Source organism: Bradyrhizobium sp. URHA0013 (assembly GCF_000518345.1).
Taxonomy (GTDB): Bacteria; Pseudomonadota; Alphaproteobacteria; order Rhizobiales; family Xanthobacteraceae; genus Bradyrhizobium.
On record NZ_JADK01000008.1, the window covers coordinates 263,619 to 285,089 of the forward strand.

Annotated in this window: 24 protein-coding genes; 15 read left to right on the forward strand and 9 right to left on the reverse strand. The window is 63.4% G+C overall.

Translation table 11 applies throughout. The annotated features are described in order from the left end of the window. Positions 1-149 precede the first annotated feature (149 nt). The 9 genes from rplL to N551_RS0114125 form a co-directional block, all read right to left on the reverse strand. On the reverse strand, positions 150-527 hold the full coding sequence (gene rplL, locus N551_RS0114085; RefSeq protein WP_007602994.1) for a 50S ribosomal protein L7/L12: 378 nt from the start codon (positions 525-527) through the stop codon (positions 150-152). 54 nt (positions 528-581) lie between these two features. Beyond that, a complete protein-coding gene (rplJ, locus tag N551_RS0114090) occupies positions 582-1,100 on the reverse strand; it encodes a 50S ribosomal protein L10 (protein ID WP_027567495.1) in 519 nt (172 codons plus the stop codon). A 571-nt stretch (positions 1,101-1,671) separates the two neighbouring features. Beyond that, positions 1,672-2,625: a 2-hydroxyacid dehydrogenase gene (locus N551_RS0114095; RefSeq protein WP_027567496.1), complete on the reverse strand. Its 954-nt coding sequence runs from the start codon at positions 2,623-2,625 to the stop codon at positions 1,672-1,674. Positions 2,626-2,715: 90 nt separating this feature from the next. Further along, positions 2,716-3,408: a 50S ribosomal protein L1 gene (rplA, locus tag N551_RS0114100; protein WP_007602988.1), complete on the reverse strand. Its 693-nt coding sequence runs from the start codon at positions 3,406-3,408 to the stop codon at positions 2,716-2,718. Positions 3,409-3,414: 6 nt separating this feature from the next. Continuing rightward, positions 3,415-3,843, reverse strand: coding sequence for a 50S ribosomal protein L11 (gene rplK / locus N551_RS0114105; RefSeq protein WP_007602986.1), 429 nt, complete (start codon positions 3,841-3,843; stop codon positions 3,415-3,417). A gap of 130 nt (positions 3,844-3,973) precedes the next feature. Continuing rightward, positions 3,974-4,528, reverse strand: a complete 555-nt coding sequence (gene nusG, locus N551_RS0114110) for a transcription termination/antitermination protein NusG (RefSeq protein ID WP_007602985.1) — start codon at positions 4,526-4,528, stop codon at positions 3,974-3,976. Continuing rightward, a complete protein-coding gene (secE, locus tag N551_RS0114115; protein WP_007602984.1) occupies positions 4,528-4,719 on the reverse strand; it encodes a preprotein translocase subunit SecE in 192 nt (63 codons plus the stop codon). Before secE ends, nusG begins: the two co-directional genes overlap by 1 nt. A gap of 379 nt (positions 4,720-5,098) precedes the next feature. Then, on the reverse strand, positions 5,099-6,367 hold the full coding sequence (locus tag N551_RS0114120) for a class I SAM-dependent methyltransferase (protein WP_027567497.1): 1,269 nt from the start codon (positions 6,365-6,367) through the stop codon (positions 5,099-5,101). 75 nt (positions 6,368-6,442) lie between these two features. Further along, positions 6,443-7,030 carry an SIS domain-containing protein gene (locus N551_RS0114125; RefSeq protein ID WP_245287774.1) on the reverse strand — a complete coding sequence of 196 codons (588 nt, stop codon included), beginning with the start codon at positions 7,028-7,030 and terminating at the stop codon, positions 6,443-6,445. Between the two features lie 161 nt (positions 7,031-7,191). On the opposite strand from N551_RS0114125, the gene N551_RS0114130 reads away from it, so the two are divergent. The 15 genes from N551_RS0114130 to N551_RS0114200 all read left to right on the forward strand — a co-directional run bounded on the left by N551_RS0114130 (position 7,192) and on the right by N551_RS0114200 (position 21,470). After that, positions 7,192-8,220, forward strand: a complete 1,029-nt coding sequence (locus N551_RS0114130; RefSeq protein ID WP_027567499.1) for an SDR family oxidoreductase — start codon at positions 7,192-7,194, stop codon at positions 8,218-8,220. A gap of 83 nt (positions 8,221-8,303) precedes the next feature. Then, a complete protein-coding gene (locus N551_RS0114135; RefSeq protein ID WP_027567500.1) occupies positions 8,304-9,875 on the forward strand; it encodes a PfkB family carbohydrate kinase in 1,572 nt (523 codons plus the stop codon). 27 nt (positions 9,876-9,902) lie between these two features. Then, positions 9,903-10,904: an NAD(P)-dependent oxidoreductase gene (locus tag N551_RS0114140; RefSeq protein ID WP_027567501.1), complete on the forward strand. Its 1,002-nt coding sequence runs from the start codon at positions 9,903-9,905 to the stop codon at positions 10,902-10,904. Between the two features lie 5 nt (positions 10,905-10,909). Next, positions 10,910-11,521, forward strand: a complete 612-nt coding sequence (locus N551_RS0114145; protein WP_245287775.1) for a hypothetical protein — start codon at positions 10,910-10,912, stop codon at positions 11,519-11,521. Beyond that, positions 11,518-12,546: an aminoglycoside phosphotransferase family protein gene (locus N551_RS0114150; RefSeq protein WP_035961351.1), complete on the forward strand. Its 1,029-nt coding sequence runs from the start codon at positions 11,518-11,520 to the stop codon at positions 12,544-12,546. The genes N551_RS0114145 and N551_RS0114150 overlap by 4 nt, the downstream gene beginning before the upstream one ends. Continuing rightward, positions 12,543-13,391: a transketolase gene (locus N551_RS0114155; protein ID WP_081747829.1), complete on the forward strand. Its 849-nt coding sequence runs from the start codon at positions 12,543-12,545 to the stop codon at positions 13,389-13,391. The genes N551_RS0114150 and N551_RS0114155 overlap by 4 nt, the downstream gene beginning before the upstream one ends. 10 nt (positions 13,392-13,401) lie before the next feature. After that, positions 13,402-14,361 (forward strand): transketolase family protein, encoded by a 960-nt coding sequence (locus N551_RS0114160; protein WP_027567505.1) that lies wholly within the window; start codon positions 13,402-13,404, stop codon positions 14,359-14,361. 8 nt (positions 14,362-14,369) lie between these two features. Beyond that, positions 14,370-15,476, forward strand: a complete 1,107-nt coding sequence (locus tag N551_RS0114165) for a DegT/DnrJ/EryC1/StrS aminotransferase family protein (RefSeq protein ID WP_027567506.1) — start codon at positions 14,370-14,372, stop codon at positions 15,474-15,476. Beyond that, a complete protein-coding gene (locus tag N551_RS0114170) occupies positions 15,466-16,584 on the forward strand; it encodes a DegT/DnrJ/EryC1/StrS aminotransferase family protein (RefSeq protein ID WP_027567507.1) in 1,119 nt (372 codons plus the stop codon). The genes N551_RS0114165 and N551_RS0114170 overlap by 11 nt, the downstream gene beginning before the upstream one ends. Further along, positions 16,581-17,387, forward strand: coding sequence for a sporadic carbohydrate cluster 2OG-Fe(II) oxygenase (locus N551_RS0114175; protein ID WP_027567508.1), 807 nt, complete (start codon positions 16,581-16,583; stop codon positions 17,385-17,387). Before N551_RS0114170 ends, N551_RS0114175 begins: the two co-directional genes overlap by 4 nt. Then, entirely contained in the window at positions 17,380-17,772 is a 393-nt protein-coding gene (locus N551_RS0114180; protein ID WP_027567509.1) for an LIC12192 family sporadic carbohydrate cluster protein, read from the forward strand. Before N551_RS0114175 ends, N551_RS0114180 begins: the two co-directional genes overlap by 8 nt. Before the next feature lie 25 nt (positions 17,773-17,797). Next, positions 17,798-18,463, forward strand: coding sequence for a class I SAM-dependent methyltransferase (locus N551_RS0114185; RefSeq protein ID WP_027567510.1), 666 nt, complete (start codon positions 17,798-17,800; stop codon positions 18,461-18,463). Next, a complete protein-coding gene (locus N551_RS0114190; RefSeq protein ID WP_027567511.1) occupies positions 18,441-19,058 on the forward strand; it encodes a WbuC family cupin fold metalloprotein in 618 nt (205 codons plus the stop codon). Before N551_RS0114185 ends, N551_RS0114190 begins: the two co-directional genes overlap by 23 nt. Further along, a complete protein-coding gene (locus tag N551_RS0114195) occupies positions 19,055-20,272 on the forward strand; it encodes a class I SAM-dependent methyltransferase (protein ID WP_027567512.1) in 1,218 nt (405 codons plus the stop codon). The genes N551_RS0114190 and N551_RS0114195 overlap by 4 nt, the downstream gene beginning before the upstream one ends. Beyond that, positions 20,265-21,470: a class I SAM-dependent methyltransferase gene (locus tag N551_RS0114200; protein ID WP_027567513.1), complete on the forward strand. Its 1,206-nt coding sequence runs from the start codon at positions 20,265-20,267 to the stop codon at positions 21,468-21,470. The genes N551_RS0114195 and N551_RS0114200 overlap by 8 nt, the downstream gene beginning before the upstream one ends. The last annotated feature ends 1 nt before the right edge of the window (position 21,471 follow it).

Consider the following 21,471-nt stretch of genomic DNA (forward strand, 5'->3'; position numbering starts at 1 on the left):
TAAACCCTCAAATCCCCACACTTTTTCGTGTTCGGCCTGCGTCGGGTCGTTCCGTCGCACGCCTTTTGCATCTGGCCCACCCTTTCAGGAGTGGACCGAGATCCCGGTTGCGATGATGCTGACCGGGATCTCGTGCCAGTAAGCGCTGCTTACTTGAGCTCGACCTTCGCGCCAGCCTTCTCGAGCTGGGCCTTGAGCTTCTCGGCTTCGTCCTTGTTCACGCCTTCCTTGACAGGCTTCGGCGCGCCCTCGACGAGGTCCTTTGCTTCCTTCAGACCCAGGCCGGTGATGGCGCGGACTTCCTTGATGACCTCGATCTTCTTGTCGCCGGCGGCGGCAAGAACGACCGTGAACTCGGTCTTCTCTTCGGCCGGAGCGGCGGCGGCGCCACCACCAGCCGGGCCGGCCACGGCGACAGCCGCGGCAGCCGAAACGCCCCACTTCTCTTCGAGGAGCTTCGCGAGTTCGGCAGCTTCGAGCACGGTGAGGCTCGAGAGGTCGTCAACGATCTTCTGCAGGTCAGCCATTGTTCAGTTTCCTTGAATGTAAGTCTGGTTCGGGTTTGAGTTTTGCGAAGGGCGTCAGGCCGCTTCGCCCTTTGAGGCATAAGCCTGGATGACGCGCGCGAGCTTGCCCGCGGGCGCGTTGGCGAGCTGAGCGATCTTGGTCGCCGGGGCCACAAGCAGGCCGACGATCTTGGCGCGCAGTTCGTCAAGCGACGGCAGCGAGGCAAGAGCCTTCACGCCGTCGACATTCAGGACGGTCGTTCCCATCGAGCCACCAATGATGACGAACTTTTCGTTCGCCTTGGCGAATTCGACGGCGACCTTTGGCGCCGCTACCGGATCGTCCGAAGTGGCGATCACGGTCGGTCCCTTCAGCATGGGGCCGATGGCAACGACGTCAGTGCCTTCAAGAGCAATTTTGGCGAGACGGTTCTTCGAGACCTTCACCGAGGCGCCAGCCTGCTTCATCTGCGAGCGCAGCTTCTGCATCTGGGCAACGGTCAGGCCGGAATATTGGGCAACGACCGCGACGCTCGTGGTCTTGAAGACCCCATTGAGCTGTTCGACCGCTTCCTTTTTTGCCGCTCGTTCCACAGCAAGCTCTTTCCGGTTGGCGGTCATCGCGAAAGCGGGACCGCCGGGTTGCACCCATCGTCCCGCCCAAACCTGAACCTCAGGGCCAAACCCATCGGACACGCCGGGCAAGACGACAATTCAAAGCCTGCCCTCCGGGAGCTCGTTGGAGCCCACGGCGTGTCGAGGTCCGAACCAAACTCATTCCGCAACCGACCCTAAGGCGGTCACGACGTGAAATCCGGTCTTCACCCGTCTATGCAGGCCATGCGATTAAGCCGTTGAGAAATCGAAATTCCCCGCGGGCGCCTGCAGTCTTGGACAGGACAAGGTCAGCCGGCGAACCGCCCGACCTCTGCCCGCATCCCACACCCGACGGGTTTCCCTCCTTTTCCGGCAAATCCTCACGGACGCCCTGAAAAGGAATGATCTCCATCGCTTGTTTTCGGAATGCGTGCACGAACGCGCCAGCCGAGGCCGGCACGTCCGGAAGCGGTTCTTTAACCGCTCGGCGCCGGCTTGCCAAGAGCAAAATTCACACCAGTTCCAATCCGTTGCCGCTGGCGCTTGACCCGGGCCGACAAGGGCCGATTCAGGCTCCTTTGACCGCGTAAGGCAGCGGCTGGCCCTCGAAAAATGCGGTCAGGTTCGCCAGCACGCAGTTCTGCATGGCGACGTGCGATTCGAGGGTGTGGCCGCCGATATGGGGGGCGAACACGACGTTGGGCAGCGCCGTCAGCGCGTCCGGGGCGTGCGGCTCCTTGTCGTAGACGTCGAGACCGGCTCCGGCGATGGTCTTTTCGGTGAGCGCCACCACCAGGGCTTTCTCATCGATCACCGAGCCGCGGGAGATGTTGACAACATAGCCGTCCGCCCCGAGGCGCCTGAGGATATCGGCGCCGACGGCATGCTGGGTCTCGGCCCCTGCCCGGACCGCGATCATCAGCACGCTGCACCAGTCGGCGAGCGCCTTCAGCGTCGGGAAATATTGATAGGGCAGATCGTATTTGCTGCGGCTGAAATAGCCGATTTCGCTCTCGAAGGCGGCGCAGCGCGCTGCGATCTTGCGGCCGATTTCGCCCATGCCGTAGACGCCGATGCGGCGGCCCGGCATCCCGGCCTGCGGGCGCATCATCGGCGAGGGCTTTGACGCGGCCCAATCGCCGCTTCGGACGTACTGGTCGGCAACCAGGATTCGCCGCGTCGTCGCGAGCATCAGCGTCATCGCTATGTCGGCGACCGAGGCCGCATTGGCGCCCGGGCTATGTCCGACCGCGATGTTGCGGGCAGCAGCGGCCTTCAGGTCAACACCGTCATAGCCAGTGCCGTAGCAGACGATGGCACCGAGCTTCGGAAACAGGTCCATCGCCTCCGCGCCCAGCGGCGTGCCGCCGGCGGTGAGCACTGCGCGGATATCGCCGAGCGCGTCGGCCGAAAACATCTCCCGCGCCGGCTTGCCGCCGGTGTCGAGCAGCTCGAACCGCTCGGCGAAGCGCGCCATCATCGTCTTGGGAAAGCGCGAGTAGATCAGGACCTTGTCAGTCATTGTTCTTGTTTCCGGTGAACGCCGTGACAAACGACGAGGGGCGGAATCGGTTGCCCAATTCCGCCCCTCGCCTCATGTCGTTTCCAAACCTTAGCCGAGAATGGTGCCCGGCTCGACCTTCACGCCGGGACCCATCGACGAGGACACCGCAACGCGCTGGATGTAGGTGCCCTTGGAACCGGCCGGCTTGGCCTTGGAGACGGCGTCAGCGAGAGCCTTGATGTTCTCGACCAGTTTTTCCTCGGTGAACGAGGCCTTGCCGACGCCGGCCTGCAGGATGCCGGCCTTCTCGACGCGGAACTCGACCGAGCCGCCCTTGGCGCCCTTCACAGCGCCGGTGACGTCCATGGTCACGGTGCCGATCTTCGGGTTCGGCATCAGGCCGCGCGGGCCGAGCACCTTACCGAGGCGGCCGACCAGCGGCATCATGTCGGGGGTTGCGATACAGCGGTCGAAATCGATCGTGCCGTTCTGAACCTTCTCGACCAGGTCCTCGGCGCCGACGACATCGGCACCCGCAGCCTTGGCCTCGTCGGCCTTGGCGCCGCGGGCGAACACGCCGACGCGGAGCGTACGGCCGGTGCCGTTCGGCAGGGTCACAACACCGCGGACCATCTGGTCGGCGTGACGCGGATCAACGCCGAGATTGATCGCGACCTCGATGGTCTCGTCGAACTTCGCTTTCGCGCGTTCCTTGACCATCTTGATGGCGTCCGCGAGCGGGTAAAGCTTTTCGCGATCAATACCTTCGCGGGCTTTGTTCAAACGCTTTCCGATTGCCATGAGCCCTTACCCCGCCACTTCCAGACCCATCGAACGGGCAGAGCCCTCGACCATCTTCATGGCCGACTCGATCGAGTCGCAATTGAGATCCTTCATCTTCTTCTCGGCGATCTCGCGCACCTGCGCTTTGGTCACCGCACCCGCCTTGTCACGGCCCGGCGCCTTGGAGCCGGACTGGATCTTGGCAGCCTGCTTGAGGAAGAAGGACATCGGCGGCGTCTTCATCTCGAACGTGAACGAACGATCGGCGTAGATCGTGATCACGACGGGAATGGGGGTATTCTTCTCTTCCTTCTGGGTCTGGGCGTTGAACGCCTTGCAGAACTCCATGATGTTGAGACCGCGCTGACCGAGCGCGGGACCGATCGGGGGCGAAGGATTCGCCGCACCGGCCGGGACCTGAAGCTTCAGGTATCCGGTCACTTTCTTTGCCATGTATCACTCCTGTTGGGCCGGCCTGGGCCGGCGGTTTCAGGTTCGTGGTCTGGGTCGGATGCGGCTGGCAACCGCCCTCTCCCTCCCACGGCCTCTTGCTGCGCGAGACCGAAGCCTCACGCCTACCCGATCAGACCTTCTCGACCTGACCGAATTCCAGTTCGACCGGCGTGGCGCGGCCGAAGATCGACACCGCGACCTTCACGCGCGAGCGCGCCTCGTCGATTTCCTCGACCACACCCGAGAACGAGGCAAACGGGCCGTCGGCCACGCGCACGTTCTCGCCGATTTCGAACGACACCGACGCCTTCGGCCGCTCCACGCCCTCCTGCACCTGGTGCAGAATGCGCATGGCCTCGGCTTCCGAGATCGGCATCGGCTTGTTTTCCGCGCCGAGGAAGCCGGTCACCTTCGGCGTATTCTTGATCAGATGAAACGCCTCGTCGGTCAGCTTCATCTTCACCAGCACGTAGCCCGGGAAGAACTTGCGCTCGGCGTCGATCTTGCGGCCGCGGCGCACTTCCGTGACCTTCTCAGTCGGAACCAGCACCAGCTCGAACAGCTCCTCGAGCCCGCGCTGCTTGGCCTGCTCGCGGATCGATTCGGCGACCTTCTTCTCGAAGTTCGAATAGGCGTGGACGATGTACCAGCGCTTGTCAGACAATTGAGCCGTTGCTGTTGCCATCAGTGAATGCCCAGAAGGAAGGTGATGAGGACGCGGATGATCTGGTCGGCGGCGAAGAAGAAGATCGAGGCCACGGCGACCATCACGAACACCATGATGGTGGTGATCGTGGTCTCGCGGCGGGTCGGCCAGGTGACCTTGGCGGTCTCCGAGCGCACTTCCTGCAAGAACTTGAACGGGCTGACTGCCATCGTTTGATGTCCAACGTCCGTCGACAGACGCGAATGAATTTCAGGGATCCGAACAGCCGCCGTTGGCCCAGCCCTCTGTCGAAGGATGAGCCGGAAATCGGGCTCGATTGTTCGGGGATTTCAAAGCCGCGCCGGAAATCCGCGTCTAACGGGCCGGCTGCGAGTGCGCGGTATCTACTGCGGATGGGACCAAAGGTCAAGATAGAGAGGGCCCGCGCGAGTAAACCGACCTCCGCGGGCGACCGACTAGAGATCAGGCCGATCAAGGGCTTATCTGCCGCCTGCAAAGCGCCTTCCCAGGGCCTCAGCCGGTTCCTCGCAGAACGAGACCACCGGGCCCGTCCCCCTCACCTGCGGCCTCTTTGGCGACCCCTCAAGGTCAGTCGGCCCGATCGATCGTCGAAATGCCCGGCAACGGCACAACGAACTTTCCGCCCTCGGCGAAATAGCCGGCATGCTTGGCCCGGATCGGATCCACATAGCGCCAGGCGAAGACGACGACGAACGCCGGCTTGCGCTCGTAAAGGGCGGCGGGCGGCAGGATCGGGATGTCATACCCCGGGCCGGCCATCACGCTCCCCTTCTTGGGGTCGTCGTCCACCAGGAAGTCGATCTTGTTCTCCAGGCCGAACTGCGGCAGCAGGGTCGTGGTCCCGACCGAGACGCCGTAGCCGGCCACGAGCTGGCCGCGCGCATGGGCGGCATCGGCCATCGCGACCAGCTCGTCGCGGATGGCGGCGATTCTCTTCGCATAGGGCACATAGTAGGCCGGCCGGTCGACGCCGAGCCGGTCTTCCTCGGCGATGAAGCGCGCGACCTCCGCGGACGGCTTCTTCGCGCCGCCGGCACGCTGCACCGTCACCCGGATCGAGCCGCCCTTGGTCTCGATGTGCTGGACGTCGATCAATTCCATGCCGAGCCGCGCGAAGAAGCGCGTCAGCGGCTTGATGTTAAAATACGACAGATGCTCGTGATAGACGGTGTCGAGAAGGTTCTTCTCGGTGACGTCGACGCCATACTGCGTTTCGAAAACGAACAGCCCGTCCGGCGCAAGCACGTCGCGAACCCCGATCACCAGCGGGTCGAGATTGTCGACATTGGCGATCATGTTGTTGGCGATCACGACACTGGCCGCGCCGTGGCTTTGCAGGATGCGGCGACCGATGGCATCGATGAAGAAATCGCCGATGGTCTCGATCCCCGCTTCCGTCGCACGCCGCGCGATGTCGACGGCGGGATCGACACCCAGCACCCGCATGCCGCGCTCCCTGAAGGAACCGAGCAGCGATCCGTCGTTGCTGCCGAGCTCGACGACCAGCGAGCCCGGCGCGATGGCGAATCGGCTGACGACGTCGTTGGCATAGCCCGCGAAGTGCTCCCGCAGGCCAAGCGAGAGCGAGGTGGTATAGACGTAGTTTCGGTATTGGATCTCTGGATTGCCGACGTGGAGAATCTGCAGATGGCCGCAGTCCGCGCACAGGTGCAGCGCCATCGGCACCGCGGCCCGAAAGACGGGATCGTCGACGCTTGCGTCCGGCACCTGAAAGTTCGGCGTGCCGATGGGCATGCCTGCCATCGGCACGACGAGCTCTTGCTTGTCCGAATGACAGAGGCGGCAGGTATGGCGGACGTAGAACAGGTTTTTCATCGTAGGACCGTAAGACGGAGACATGCGAACAGGCGAGGCAATCTCACCCGTGGTGATCAGATAGAGGGCACCGCCTCAGGAGGCCGGATATTCCGCGCGACCGATGATGAGGTCGATCGCGGCCATCATCCAGAACTGATGCGTGGTCTCGACAATATTGTAGCTGCGACTGTCGACGTAATAATTGACGTCGCCGAGATTGCGCAGCGGATTCTCCGCGGTCATGCCCGACAGCGTGATCACATCGAGCTTCATCGTCCGCGCCTGCGCGACCGCATTGAGAATGTTCTTCGAGCGTCCCGACGAGCTGATCGCGACGAGGCAGTCGCCGGCGCGGGCGCTCAACCTCACGGCATGCGCAAGCCAGTCCTCGAAACCATAGTCATTGGCGAGGCACGACATCATGCTGGCATCGCTGAAGCAGAGTGCCGGCACCGATGCGTTCTTCGCCAGATCGATCGCGAGATGGGAGGCGATGCCGGCCGAGCCTCCATTGCCGATGAAGATGACGCGGCCGCCCTGCTCGCGCGCGCACAACCAGGCCGTGCGGGTGGCGGAAATCCTGGCGAAAACACCGTCGTCAATCGCCGTCGCGCGATGGAGGCGTCCTACGTAGTCGTCAAGGAAAGCCTTGTGATCGGGATCGACGGACTCGGCAGGCATGGGCTCGCAGCTCGACGGCGACATGACGCCCTGATACCGGCTATCACCAGTGATTGCAAAGGTATATTACCTTCGAAGTTGACCAGCAGCCGATTCGGTTTCCACCTTCACTCAACATTGGCGGGCCTGTTTCGCTGGGCATTCGCATCACGGATGTTCCTATGAAATGCATCGTTACCGGTGGCGCCGGCTTCATCGGCAGTCACCTCGTCGACCGCCTCCTCGACGACGGCCACGAGGTCGTCGCGCTCGACAATTTTGTGATCGGACGTCCCGAAAATCTGGCCTCGCGCGTCGATTCTGATCGACTGAAGATCGTGCGGGCCGACGTCACCGAGCTCGAATCGATCAAGCCGCATTTCGACGGCATCGACTGGGTATTCCATCTCGCAGCGCTGGCAGACATCGTTCCCTCGATCGAGTCCCCGATCCCGTATCACCGCGCCAACGTCGACGGCACCGTCAACGTTCTCGAGGCTGCACGGCAGGCGGGCGTCAGTCGCTTCGTTTATGCCGCGTCGTCGTCCTGCTACGGAATTCCCGACGTCTATCCGACGCCGGAGAGCGCCGAGATCCGGCCGATGTATCCCTATGCCCTCACCAAGAATCTCGGCGAGCAGTGCGTCATGCACTGGTGCCAGGTCTACAAGCTGCCCGCGGTCGCGCTGCGCCTGTTCAACGTGTACGGGCCGCGCCATCGCACCACGGGAACCTACGGTGCGGTGTTCGGCGTGTTCATGGCGCAGAAGCTCGCCGGCAAGCCCTTCACGGTGGTCGGCGACGGCGAGCAGACCCGCGACTTCACCTTCGTCAGCGACGTCGCCGACGCTTTCGTGACCGCCGCGCGCTCCGATGTCTCGAACGAGAGTTTCAACGTCGGCTCCGACAACACCTACAGTGTCAACCGGCTGGTCGAGCTTCTCGGCGGCGACAAGGTCCACATTCCCAAGCGTCCCGGCGAGCCCGATTGCACCTATGCCGACATCACCAAGATCAAGCGTATCTTGACATGGGCGCCGAAGGTAAAATTTGAGGACGGGGTCGCGACGATGCTGAAGGCGATGGATCAGTACAAGGACGCCCCCCTGTGGACGGTGGACAAGATCGCGGACGCCACGAAGGACTGGTTCAAATATCTCGGGGACAACAACGACGCGGCGCCCGGCGTGCCGCAGAAGGCAAGCCAGTGAACAGGTTCGCCGGGTATCGTTGCCGCGAATCGATCAATTCCGGGCCGCCCGGCTGAGGCCGGCTGGCGCTTTAGGTTATTCACATGGGCAATATTCCGACCGGCAATCCCGCGTTGAACGACCAACTGGCGGCGCACGAAAAGATCAAGACGATCGAGGAACTGGGCGAGATCGCGCGGTCCGCGCAAGCGCGAGGCCGGAAGGTTGCGCTCTGCCACGGCGTCTTCGACCTCGTGCATCTCGGCCATATCAGACACATCCAGGCGGCGCGCAACGAGGGCGACGTCGTCATGGTGACGATCACCGCCGACCGTTATGTCAACAAGGGACCGGGTCGGCCGATTTTCCCCGAAAACATGCGGGCCGAGATGCTGGCCTCGCTCGCGACCGTCGATTGGGTCGGCATCAATCACACCTCCAGCGCCGAGCCGATCCTGGATACGGTGCGGCCGGACATCTACGTGAAGGGATCCGACTACGAGAATCCCGAAGACGACGTGACCGGCAAGATCCGGAGCGAGCGCGACGTCGTCGAGCGTCACGGCGGACGCATCGTGTTCACCCGGGACGTGACATTCAGCTCCTCGTCGCTGGTGAACCGGTATTTCGACATCTACGATCCGCCGCTCCGCGACTACCTGCAAAAGGTCCGTGAAGGTGGCGGCGCCGATCGCCTGCTGAAACTGATCGACAAGGTGCAGGACATGCACGTCGTGCTGGTCGGCGACACCATCATCGACGAATACCAGTACGTCACGGCGCTTGGAAAGGCATCGAAGGAAAACATCGTCGCCACGCTGTTCAAGAGTGGCGAGCAATTTGCCGGCGGCGTCATTGCCGCGGCGAACCATGTCGCGAGCTTCTGCAAGTCGGTGGAGGTCGTCACGACGCTGGGTGGCAACGACTACCCTGAGGAGTTCATTCGGGCGCATGTCCGCCCAAACGTCACGTTGACGCCGATCCGCCTTCAGGGCCGTCCGACGACCCGCAAATCGCGGTACGTCGAGCTGGGATATCTGCACAAGCTCTTCGAAGTCTACACCATGGACGACACGCCGCTCGACGAGGCCGATCGGACGGAAATCGACCGTATCACGACGGAGCGTGTGCGTAGCGCGGATGTGGTGATCGCCACTGATTTCGGTCACGGCATGATCGCGTCGAGCACGATCGACACCCTGATCGCCAACTCCAAGTTCCTGGCGGTCAATGCCCAGAGCAACAGCGGCAATCACGGCTACAACCTGATCACGAGGTATCCGCGGGCCGACTACATCTGCATCGACGCGCCGGAGGCGCGTCTGGCTGCAACCGACAAGTTCAGCGACATCGCGTCCGTGATCGAGGCCGGCCTGCACGGCAAGATCGACTGCGACAACATGATCATCACGCACGGCTCCTTCGGCTGTTACCCTTTCTCGTCGAAAACCGGCGTCACGCGCGTCCCCGCCTTCACCAAGACCGTCGTCGACACCGTCGGCGCGGGGGACGCCTTCCTGACGATCACCGCGCCGCTGGTCGCCGCCGGCGGCAATATCGAGGACGTCGCCTTCATCGGCAACGCGGCCGGCGCAATCAAGGTCGGGATCGTTGGCCACCGCAGCTCGGTCGAAAAGGTGCCGCTGGTCAAGTTCGTCACCGCGTTGCTGAAGTAGCGCGACGGCAGATACTGGAGAACGACAGTGATTGGTCAAAAATGGAATGTGATGGTCACCGGTGGTGCCGGCTATGTCGGTAGCGTGCTGGTTCCCCAGTTGCTCGCTGCGGGCCACAAGGTCACCGTGCTCGACCTGTTCATGTATGGCGAGGACGTGTTCGATGCCGTCCGCAGCAATCCCGATTTGCGCCTGATCAAGGGCGACATCCGTGACGAAGCCGCGATCAACGAGGCCCTGCGCGGCAACAACGCCGTGATTCACCTCGCCTGCATCTCCAACGACCCGTCGTTCGAGCTGGACCCGGGGCTCGGCAAGTCCATCAATTACGACTGCTTCCGGCCGATGGTGCGCGCCGCCAAGAAGGCGGGCATCAAGCGCTTCATCTACGCCTCCTCGTCCAGCGTCTACGGCATCAAGGACGAAGCCGAGGTGACGGAGGACCTGTCCTGCGAGCCGCTCACGGACTACTCGAAGTTCAAGGCGATGTGCGAGACCGACCTTGCCGACGAGGCCGCGTCCGGTTTCGTCACCTGCACGGTTCGTCCCGCCACCGTCTGCGGCTACGCACCGCGGCAGCGGCTCGACGTCGTCGTCAACATCCTGACAAATCTCGCGGTCAACACCGGCCGCATCCGCGTGTTCGGCGGAACGCAGCGCCGGCCCAATTTGCACATCGAGGACATGTCAGCGGCCTATCTGTTCCTGCTCCAGCAGGATGACGCAAAGATCGACGGCAAGACTTACAATATCGGTTACGAGAACCATTCGCTGATGAAGATCGCCGACATCGTCAAGTCGGTGGTCGGCAGTAATGTCGACGTCGTCGTCGAGCCGACCGACGATCTCCGCTCCTACCACGTCTCGTCGGAGAAGATCCGCCGCGAGCTCGGCTTTGCGCCGACCCACACGATCGAGCAGGCCGTGTCCGGCCTCGTGAACGCCTTCAAGGGCGGCCGCCTGCCGAACTCGCTCAACGACCCCCGGTACTTCAACATCAAGATGATGCAGAACATCAGCCTGAAGTGAGCGGCGTGCGGATCGGCATCGATTTCGACAACACGATCATCTGCTACGACAAGGTCTTTGCCGCCGTCGCACGTGAGCGTGGGCTGGTGCCGGAAGGGTGGGAGGGGCTTAAGACCGACCTGCGGGATCATCTCCGGTCCCGCCCCGGCGGCGAGCTCGCCTGGCAAGGACTGCAAGGCTTCGTCTACGGCAAGAGAATTGGCGGCGCCGAAATCTATCCGGGAGTGCGGGAATTCCTGGCGGCGTGCAAGCAGGCCGGCTCGAAGGTCTGCATCGTCAGCCACAAGACCCGATTCGGTCATCAGGACCCCGACCGCACTGACCTGCGTGACGCCGCGCGCAGCTGGCTGCGGGGGGCGGGCCTAGTCGACGCTGCGGATGCGGCGCTGGCTATCGGCGATATCTATTTCGAGGACACACTGCCCGCCAAGGTCGAGAGGCTCGTGATCCTGAAGCTCGACGTCTTCATCGATGACCTCGTCGACGTCTTCGAGCAACCGCATTTTCCGAAGGCCACGCGATCGATCCTGTTCACGCAGTCGCAGCCGCCCCACCCCGAACACTGCAAGCCAATCGCGACATGGGCCGATATCCGCCGCGAGGTGTTTGCGGCATGAGCGAGACCGACATCACCGCGCCGGATGCGATCGCGATCGGCAGCCGCCTGGCCGGTGCGCGTGTTGCGTCCGCCCAGCCGGCACGATCCGGCGGCAACAACAGGGTGTTTCGGCTGGAGATGGCGGATGGACCGCCCCTCGCCCTCAAGCATTATCCGTCCGACGGACGCGATCGCCTGGGACAGGAGTATGATGCACTCTCGTTCCTGGCGCGCCACGGCATCACGTCGACACCGCGGCCAGTCGCGAAGGACGCAGATGCATTCTGCGCGCTGTACCAATGGTTCGACGGCGAGGCCGCGGCGCTGCGTCCCCAGGGCGACGACGCCGACCAACTCGCCGATTTCCTCATAGAGCTGCAGAAGCTGCGCAAAGCCGAAGGCGCGCAGATTTTGCGCAACGCCTCAGCCAGCATCTTTTCGCCGGAGGCGGCCATCGCCCAGTACGAACAGCGCCTGGACGCATTGAGGCGAGCCTCGGATAGTCATTCCGACCTGCGTGCGTTCCTCGAAGGCAGCCTGGTTCCCAGCATTGACGTCGCGATTCGGCAGCTCCGCCGGCGCTACGCGGAACTGGGTCGGGATCCCGCAGCGGACCTTGCGCCCACCCATCGCGCGCTGAGTCCGTCCGATTTCGGACTGCACAACGCACTGCGCGCCGAAGACGGGCGCTTGCGATTCATCGACTTCGAATATTTCGGCTGGGACGATCCGGTCAAGCTCGTGTCCGACACCGCCATTCACCCCGGCAGTGACCTGCCGGAAGCGAGCGCGAATCGCTTGATTGAACGGCTGTCGCGCGCCTTCGAGGCGAACGATGACGCGTTTGCGGTCCGACGTGACGTACTGTATCCTGTGTTCAAGGGAATCTGGTGCCTGATTGTCCTGAACGCCTATTTGCCGGACAGCCGCTCCCGGCGCGCAATGGCTGCGCAAGGTGGCGATGTTAGGATCCGCCTCGCCGGTCAGCTCGACAAAGCCCGCCGGCTTCACCAGACGATTCGCCCAACCGATTTACCGAAGTGACCCAGATCTCGCCCCACGCTGAAGCCGCCCTCACCTGCACGCTGGACGAGCGTAGCCTTTATCTGCGCCGACTGGTGCTCGGTTCTGTCCGCTCCGCGGGACGCGGACATGTCGGTCCGGCATTGTCGCTGATCGAGATGGTCCGCGTACTCTACGACGACGTGCTGCGGATCGATCCGAACAACCCGCGCGATCCGGCCCGCGACCGCGCGATCCTCAGCAAGGGACACGGGTGTCTGGCGCTCTATGCGCTGCTGGCCGATCGCGGCTTCTTTCCTTTGTCGGAGCTGGACCGTTTCTGCGGCCCCGACAGCATTTTGGGCGGACATCCCGAATACGGAATGGTGCCGGGGGTCGAGGCCTCGACGGGCGCGCTCGGACACGGCCTGTCGATCGGTGTCGGCCTCGCGCTCGCCGCGCGCATGCGCGAGCGCACCTACCGCACCTTCGTCCTGCTCGGAGACGGCGAGATCAACGAGGGATCAGTGTGGGAAGCCGCCATGGGCGCGGCCAAGCACGGGCTCGACAATCTGATCGCGCTGATCGACTACAACAAGCTGCAGAGTTACGGGCCCACCGATTACGTCCTGCCGCTGGAGCCGCTCGCGGACAAGTGGCGCAGCTTCGGCTTTGCCGTCCAGGAGCTCAACGGCCACGACGTCGGCGCCCTGCGCACAGTCCTGAAGCAGGTCCCAGCCATTCCGGGAAAACCCACCGCGATCGTTTGCCATACCGTCAAGGGCAAGGGTCTGCCGGCCGCGGAATCCAACGCCGATTGGCATCACAAGAACAAGCTCACCGACAGCGAGCTCGACGCCATCCGCGTCGCCGTCGGGGATTTTTGATCGGGTCCTCATGCGCAACACCGCGATGAACATGGTCCACAAGCTCGCCGCACGCGACGAGCGTGTGCTCTACATCGGCTCCGATCCCGGCGCAGGTACCTTGCGCGCGATGAGCAAGGAGTTTCCCAAGCGCCACCTGATCGAAGGCATTTCGGAAGCACACATCATCGGCATGTCAGCCGGCCTCGCGATGGAAGGCTTCGTGCCCTATGTCAACACCATCGCCACATTCCTCACCCGCCGCTGCTACGAGCAAGTCGCGGTCGATCTGTGCCTGCACAATCTGCCGGTGCGGCTGATCGCCAATGGCGGCGGGCTGGTTTACGCGCCGCTCGGCCCCACTCACCAGGCGATCGAGGACATCGCCATCATGCGGGCGCTGCCGAACATGACGGTGGTCTGCCCGTGCGATGCCGACGAGGCGGCGCGGCTGATGGAGCAAACCCTCGACTGGACCGGGCCGATCTACATCCGGCTAGGCAAAGGTGGCGACGCCGTGGTCTCGAAGGCCGAGCACGGCTTTGAGATCGGCAAGGCCATCCTGATACGCCCGCCCGGCGACGTCGTCATGGTCACGACAGGCATCATGCTCCAGCGCGCACTCGCTGCGGCCGACCTGCTGGCGGCGCAAGGCATTCGCGCCGGCATCCTGCACATGCACACCGTCAAGCCGCTCGACACCGAGGCGCTGCTGCAAGCGATCCGGGGCACCAGGCTGGTAGCGACGCTGGAGGAGCACGTGCCCTCGGGCGGCCTTGGCAGCGCGGTCGCGGAGGCGCTGATCGACAAGCTCGGCTCTGGCCTGCCCGCGATGCTGCGGTTGTCGCTGCCGGACCGGTTCATGCACAATTACGGATCGCAGGACTCGCTGCTGAAGAAGCACGGACTTTCCGCCGACGCCATTGCGACCTCGATCGCGCGCGCGCTCCCCGCCTCGCTCATCTCCTCTCCGCAACTTCATTCCACCTGACGGGCCCCATGCACGACGTTCGATATTCTTATCTGCTCGAGCAATTCTCCGACCCGGCACCGATCCTGGCCGAGATCGGCCGACTGGTGGCGACCGGTGACTTCACCCTGGGCAAGCCGGTCGCGGAATTCGAACGGCGCTTTGCCGAGCTGATCGGCGTGCGTCACGCCATCGGCGTCGGATCGGGCACCGATGCGCTCAAATTGCCGCTCAAGGCGCTCGGCATCGGCCATGGCGACGAGGTCATCACGGCTGCCAACACCTTCATTGCCACGGTCGGTGCCATCGCCGAGACCGGCGCGACGCCGGTGCTGGTCGACTGCGACGACTCCTTCTGCATGAACGTCGACTACGTCGAAGCCGCGATCACCAAGAAGACCAAGGCGATCATGCCGGTTCAGTTGACCGGCGAGGTCACCGACATGGGCAAGCTGATGGCGATCGCCCAGCGTCACAACATCCCCGTCGTCGAGGATTCCTGCCAGGGCATCCTGTCGGAGTTCGCGGGAAAACGGTCCGGCACACACGGTATCGCGGCCGGCTTCTCGCTGCATCCGCTCAAGAACCTCAACGTCTGGGGCGATGCCGGCGTCGTCGTCACCAATGACGACGGGATGAACGAGCGGCTTCGCCTGATCCGCAACCACGGCATGAAGAATCGCGACGAGATCGCGATTCTCGGCTGCAATTCGCGGCTCGATTCCCTCCAGGCGGTCGTCGGCAACTGGCTGATCGGCCAGACCAGCGAGATCACGCGCCGTCGGATCGAGAACGCGGCCTATTACGATGCGGGCCTTGCCGGTCTGCCCGGCCTGCGGATTCCGCCGCGCCGGCCCAACGTCAAGCACGTCTACCATCTCTACATGGTGTTCGCCGAGCGCCGCGACGAGCTCTACAAATACTGCCTGGACAACGGCATCGAAGCGAAGATCCACTATCCCATCCCGCTGTATCAGCAGGAAGGCCTCAGGCACCTCGGCTACGCGCCGGGCACCTTCCCGGTCACCGACCGCCACGCCCAGGAAGTCATCAGCTTCCCCGTCGACCAGCATCTGACGCGCGCCCAGCAGGACCGCGTCATCGAGATCGTTCGAAAGTTCTGCCATGGACGCTGACACCGGCCGCCGGCGCATTGGTTACGTCAATCTTCCCGCGCAATTCGAGGAAGAGCGCGTCGAGATCATGCAGGCGGTCGAGGGCGTGTTCCGGCGCGGCGATTTCATCGGCGGCGCGGCCGTTGCGAAGCTCGAAGAGGAGCTCGCCACCTATCTCGGCTCGCCGCATGTGGTGGCGCTGAATTCCGGCACCGATGCGCTGATCCTGTCGTTGCGGGTGCTCAACATCGGTCCCGGGGACGAGGTGATCACCCCGCCGAATTCGTTCGTGGCGTCGACCGCCGCCATCATCGCAGTCGGCGCCACGCCAGTATTTGCGGACGTGCTGCCGGACCAGAATATCGATCCGGCCGCGGTCGAGGCCGCCGTCACCCCGCGGACCAGGGCAATCATGCCGGTGCACCTGACCGGGCGGATGGCCGACATGAACCCGCTGATGGCGATTGCGGCCAAGCACGCTCTCGCCGTGATCGAGGACAGCGCACAGGCCGTCGGCTCGACCTATGACGGGCGGATGAGCGGGACCATCGGAACGTTCGGCTGCTTCTCCGCCCACCCGCTGAAGAACCTCAATGCCGCGGGCGACGCCGGCTTCGTCGTCACCGCCGACGCCGAGCTTGCCGCGAGAATTCGCCGCCTGCGCAATCATGGCCTGATCAATCGCAGTGACGTCCAGGAATGGGGCATCGTGTCACGCCTCGACACGGTCCAGGCCGAGGTGCTCCGGATTCGCTTGCGTCACCTGCCCTCTGTCATTGAACGCCGGCGCCGCAACGCCGCGCAATATCGCGCCGAGCTCGGCGGCCTTCCCCTGTTCATTCCGGTTTGCCGCAACATCGAGTTCAACACCTTCCACACCTTCGTCGTGCAGACGGACCGTCGCGACGACCTCCAGAAATATCTTGCTGACAAGCGCATCGAGACCGCGATCCACTATCCGGTACCGATCCACCTCCAGGAAGCGGCGGCGCATCTTGGCCACGGTCGCGGCGCGTTCCCGGTGACCGAGCGGCAGGCGGATCAGATCCTCACGCTTCCCATCAACCAGTTCCTCTCGACCTCGGACATCAGCTATATTTGCGCGACGGCCCGGGAGTATTTTGCATGACGGACACGGCTTTCCTCGAGGCCGATGAGCAGGCATTGGCGCAACGCTTCATCGACGACGGCTTCGTCACCACGCCGGCCGACGATCGCGCCGGGCTCGATCGTATCCAACGGCGCGCCGCCGAGCTCGCGGCGGATTATCTGAAGCTGCCACACGGCAACGACCCCTACGCGATGCTCGACACCATCCACACGCGGGTGAGCGTAGATGATCTCAACGGCCTGCGGCTGCACGTCTTCAACGGTCTCAACGCCGAGCCCTGGTTCCGGCCGACCTATTTCCGTCTGGCGCGCTCGACGATCGAGACCATCGTCGGCAACGAGCTCTGCATGCAGCGCCGCGTCAATCTCAGCATCCAGCTACCGGGAGACGATTCGTCGCTGCTCGCCACCCATTCCGACGTCTGGTCGGGCGACTCGCCGTTCGAGGTCGTGGTGTGGGTACCGCTGGTCGACGTCCACCGCACCAAATCGATGTATCTGCTGCCGCCATCCCTGAACGGCAACATGCAGGACCGGATGGCCAGCCTGCGCAGCGCCGAGGAACTCTACCAGACGATCAAGCCGCACGCGACTTTCATCGAGATTCCCTACGGTCACGTGATGCTGTTCAACCAGACCCTGATGCACGGCAATCGCATCAACGAGGAAGCCGGCTCGCGCTGGAGCATGAACTGCCGTTTCAAGAGCATCATGTCGCCCTATGCGGACAAGCGATTCGGCGAATTCTTCGAACCGATCCTGTTGCGCCCGGCGACACGTGTCGGCATGCAATACAAGCTCCCGGGAGGCTTCCATGGCTGAGCGAGCCGGCCATCGCGGCTATATCGGCGCCCGGCCATTGAACGGCAGCCGTACCCCGCAGCACGTCCAGAACATCGTGATCCGCGACTATGCGCGACGGAAGAAACTGCATTATCTGCTCAGCGCCGCCGAGCACACCATGCCCGGCAGCTACATGGTGCTTGAGGACATCCTGGACGAGCTGCCGCGGTTGCGCGGCCTGATTCTCTACAGCATCTTCATGCTGCCGCCCGACGAGGCACGGCGGCGGGAGATCTATGACCGGGTGCTGAGCGAGGGCTGCGATCTGCACGCGGCCGTCGAGGAGATCACGCTGTCCTCGCGCGACAACATCCAGGCCGTCGAGGACATCCTGCTCGTCAACAAATTCGCGACCATCCTGTGACGATGCTGCGGACCGGTTGAGGACAATGGCCGAGATCAACCTGCTCCAGCCGATGCACGCATCGACCAAGCGGAACTACGTTCAGCGGGTCGTCGAGCACGACAAGGCGGAATCCGCCACTGTCGCTCGGCAATGGGGACACGACTACTGGGACGGCGACCGCCGTTATGGCTACGGCGGCTACCGCTACGACGGACGCTGGCGCCCGCTCGCCCAGACCCTGATCGACCGCTATGGCATCAAGCCCGGGATGAGCGTGCTCGATGTCGGCTGCGGCAAGGGCTATTTGCTCTACGAATTCACCCAGCTCGTCCCCGACCTCACCATCGCCGGCATCGACATCTCCGACTATGGCATCGCCAACGCCAAGGAGGAGGTGCGGCCGCAATTAAAGGTCGGCAGCGCCGTCGAGCTCCCCTACCCCGACCACAGCTTCGATCTCGTGGTGTCGCTCGGCGTGCTCCACAATCTTCCGCTCGAGGACGTCTTCCGCGCCGTGTCGGAGATCGAGCGCGTGGGGCGCGGCGCCTCGAAATATCTGATGGTGGAATCGTTCCGCGACGAGCGCGAGAAGGCGAACCTGCTCTACTGGCAGCTCACCTGCCTGAGTTTCCATGGTCCGGAGACGTGGGCCTGGATCTACGACAAATGCGGCTACCGGGGCGACCATGGGTTCATCTTCTTCGAATGAAGCAACGGGCCTGCGCCGGCCGGCCTCGTTGCGGGCGCAAAATCCCGAAGTGTATTATTCGGACGACGCCATCGTCACGGCGGACGACGCCACGATCGCGGAGCTGAAGCGCATCGCCGCAGGCAATCCGCGTCTGCGCAGCCGGCTGTGCACGCATCCCGATCCTTCGTCCGGCCTGCACGAGATGCTGATCGTGCATCACCGCGAGTCCTATGTGCGGCCTCACAAGCATTTTGGCAAACCTGAATCGTTTCACCTGATCGAGGGCACTGCGCAGGTCGTGATCTTCGAGGACGACGGCCGCATTCGCGACGTGCTCGAGATGGCGCCGTACGGCCGGGGCGTGCTTTGCTATTACCGGATGCCCGAGCAGGTTTTTCACTCGATCCTGATCACCTCGGAGTGGCTGGTGTTTCACGAAACCACCGCCGGTCCGTTCGATCCCTCCCGCACGGCGTTTCCCGACTGGGCACCGGATGGCGGCGATGCCGCGGAAGTGCAGGTCTATGTCACTAGGACCGGTGCGCTCGCCGCGGAGCATCTGGCCCATCGCCATGCTTCACGAGCCAATCCAGCAGAGGTTCCTATTCGATGACTGATCATTGCCGCCTCTGCCACTCGACCAATTTGCGCCCGGTCATCGACCTCGGACAGATGCCGATTGCGCATCGGCTTCGGCACAGCCGCGACGAACAGGAGGAACGGTATCCGTTCGAGGTGTTCGCCTGCGGCGAATGCGGCCTCCCCCAGATCGTCAAGCCAATCGATCCCGACATTCTGTACCGGCAGTTCAACTACAATTTCAGCAGCTGGAAGCCGGAGCCGCACCAGGTCGACGAACTCGATACCATCGCCAAATTCTCGGCCCACCAATCCGTGTTCGAGATCGGATGCAATGACGGCCTGTTCATGGACAGGCTTCGCGAACGCGGTGCGAAGATTTTGGTGGGCGTCGAGCCCAACCCGGTGTCGGGCAAGATCGCCCGCGAGCGCGGCATCAAGGTCTATGCCGACATGATCAGCCCGGCGCTGTGTCACGACGCGGTCGCGGAGGCCGGCAAGTTCGACCTCGTCGTCTCGCGACAGGTGCTCGAACACATCGTCGATTTCGAGAATTTTTTCGACTGCGTGAAAATCGCGCTGCGCGACGACGGTCTGCTGTTCATCGACGTGCCTGATTTCGCGCCCGGCTCGACCGCGGGCGACCTCTCGGTCCTGTGGGAGGAGCACGTCAGCTACTTCACCGAGCCGACGCTGCTCGCGCTGCTGGCGCGCCACGGCTTCGAAGCGGTCTCGGTGAAGAAGTACAATTTCAGCGGCGGCAGCCTCGCGATCGCAGCGCGACATACGACGCGCGACGTTACGGCCCCGCCCGCGCCGTCCGGCGTCGGCGAGAGGTTCGGCCAGCGCGCAAGGGAGTACGGCGCGCGTCTCCGCCCGATCCTCGTCAAGGCCCGCGCCAACGGCGCCGAGATCGCCATCTACGGTGCCGGCTGCCGCGCCTGCACCTTCACCAATGCCCATGAACTCGCGGATCTCGTCGACCTCTCGGTCGACGACCAGAAGGAGCGCCAAGGCTTGTTCCTGCCCGGCACCGGCATTCCGATCCGCCCGCCGGAGGACCTCGCCGGGAAGTCGGAGCCGCTCGTTTGTCTTCTGGCCGTGAACCAGGAGAACGAAGACAAGGTCGGCAGCCGGCTGCGCGAAAACGTGAAGCGTCCGCTCCACATCGTTTCGATCTTCGCGCCATCGGACATCTGGAGCGAGCTCGATCGCCTTGAGCCCGCCGCAGGGTCGCGGCATGGCTGAGGACAAGCTCTTCAACTATTACGAACGTCAGGACGTCCTGCCGACGTTCGGCAATTTCAAATCCGCCGCCGAACTCGAAGCCTATGCCGGCCTGCGGCGCGAGTTGTTTTCCGACAAGCTGGTGCTGCCGCCGCGGTTGTTCCGCGACGCAGACGTGCTCGAATTCGGCCCCGATTCCGGCGAGAACGCGCTGGTGTTCGCCGGTTGGGGCGCAAACATGACGCTCGCCGAGCCGAACCGGCATGCGCACGCGAAAATCCAGGCTTACTTCGCGCATTTCAACCAGGCCCAACGTCTCCGCGAACTCCTATCGTTCGACGTCGAAGGATTTCACAGCGATCGCCGTTTCGACATCATCGATGCCGAGGGATTCATCTACACGGTGCAGCCGACTGAAAATTGGCTCGGCATCTTTCATCGGCTGCTCAATCCGGACGGTTACGCCGTCGTTTCCTACTACGAGCGCTACGGCGGCTTCTTCGAGCTCGCGCTCAAGGCGATTCATGCGGCCGGCAAGGTGCTGACGGGCCGTCCCGGACTCGAAACGGCGAAGCTGCTGTTCGACGCGAAATGGAACAGCATTCCGCACACGCGCAGCTTCGAATCCTGGCTGATGGACGTGCTCGAAAATCCGTTCGTCCGGCACCGCTACTTCCTCGACGCGGGCGCCTTGTGCACGGCGGCGCACGAACAGGGATTCGATATCCATTCGGCGTGGCCCGCCTATCGCGACGGCCTGGACGTCTACTGGCACAAGAAGATCCTGTCCGACGATGAGAAGCTGCGGCGCGCGACGCGCCACCTCGGCCGCAGTCGTCTGAGCTTTCTCGGCGGACGGAAGCTCTATCTGGCCGGCAAGACCGAAGCGGTCGACGCGATTTCGGCTTCGATCGAGACACTGGTTCTCGACGTCGATGCGATGATCGACGATCCCTTCGGCGACAGCCTGCCCCGTGCGATCGCGAGCCTCGCGTCACTGCGCGAGACGATACCGACGATGGAAATTCTCGCCGACGACGCTTCCGACGTCGACGCCATCATTGCGACCCTCGACAGTTTCCACCGTATCTTTGGCGCGATCGGGCGACGGGATGCGTCCACAGTCATAGCCCTCACCCAATCCGACCAGGCGTTCATCAACACCTGGGGACAGCCGGCGCATTTCCTCGTTCTCCGGAAACGCTTCGAGGGGTCCTAGC

Bases quoted from the DNA above. Each gene is read 5' to 3' on its own strand.
- rplL (WP_007602994.1), bottom strand. From the start codon at position 527: ATGGCTGACCTGCAGAAGATCGTTGACGACCTCTCGAGCCTCACCGTG.
- N551_RS0114095 (WP_027567496.1), bottom strand. From the start codon at position 2,625: ATGACTGACAAGGTCCTGATCTACTCGCGCTTTCCCAAGACGATGATG.
- rplA (WP_007602988.1), bottom strand. From the start codon at position 3,408: ATGGCAATCGGAAAGCGTTTGAACAAAGCCCGCGAAGGTATTGATCGC.
- rplK (WP_007602986.1), bottom strand. From the start codon at position 3,843: ATGGCAAAGAAAGTGACCGGATACCTGAAGCTTCAGGTCCCGGCCGGT.
- nusG (WP_007602985.1), bottom strand. From the start codon at position 4,528: ATGGCAACAGCAACGGCTCAATTGTCTGACAAGCGCTGGTACATCGTC.
- secE (WP_007602984.1), bottom strand. From the start codon at position 4,719: ATGGCAGTCAGCCCGTTCAAGTTCTTGCAGGAAGTGCGCTCGGAGACC.
- N551_RS0114120 (WP_027567497.1), bottom strand. From the start codon at position 6,367: ATGAAAAACCTGTTCTACGTCCGCCATACCTGCCGCCTCTGTCATTCG.
- N551_RS0114125 (WP_245287774.1), bottom strand. From the start codon at position 7,030: ATGCCTGCCGAGTCCGTCGATCCCGATCACAAGGCTTTCCTTGACGAC.
- N551_RS0114130 (WP_027567499.1), top strand. From the start codon at position 7,192: ATGAAATGCATCGTTACCGGTGGCGCCGGCTTCATCGGCAGTCACCTC.
- N551_RS0114135 (WP_027567500.1), top strand. From the start codon at position 8,304: ATGGGCAATATTCCGACCGGCAATCCCGCGTTGAACGACCAACTGGCG.
- N551_RS0114150 (WP_035961351.1), top strand. From the start codon at position 11,518: ATGAGCGAGACCGACATCACCGCGCCGGATGCGATCGCGATCGGCAGC.
- N551_RS0114160 (WP_027567505.1), top strand. From the start codon at position 13,402: ATGCGCAACACCGCGATGAACATGGTCCACAAGCTCGCCGCACGCGAC.
- N551_RS0114165 (WP_027567506.1), top strand. From the start codon at position 14,370: ATGCACGACGTTCGATATTCTTATCTGCTCGAGCAATTCTCCGACCCG.
- N551_RS0114170 (WP_027567507.1), top strand. From the start codon at position 15,466: ATGGACGCTGACACCGGCCGCCGGCGCATTGGTTACGTCAATCTTCCC.
- N551_RS0114175 (WP_027567508.1), top strand. From the start codon at position 16,581: ATGACGGACACGGCTTTCCTCGAGGCCGATGAGCAGGCATTGGCGCAA.
- N551_RS0114180 (WP_027567509.1), top strand. From the start codon at position 17,380: ATGGCTGAGCGAGCCGGCCATCGCGGCTATATCGGCGCCCGGCCATTG.
- N551_RS0114185 (WP_027567510.1), top strand. From the start codon at position 17,798: ATGGCCGAGATCAACCTGCTCCAGCCGATGCACGCATCGACCAAGCGG.
- N551_RS0114190 (WP_027567511.1), top strand. From the start codon at position 18,441: ATGGGTTCATCTTCTTCGAATGAAGCAACGGGCCTGCGCCGGCCGGCC.
- N551_RS0114195 (WP_027567512.1), top strand. From the start codon at position 19,055: ATGACTGATCATTGCCGCCTCTGCCACTCGACCAATTTGCGCCCGGTC.
- N551_RS0114200 (WP_027567513.1), top strand. From the start codon at position 20,265: ATGGCTGAGGACAAGCTCTTCAACTATTACGAACGTCAGGACGTCCTG.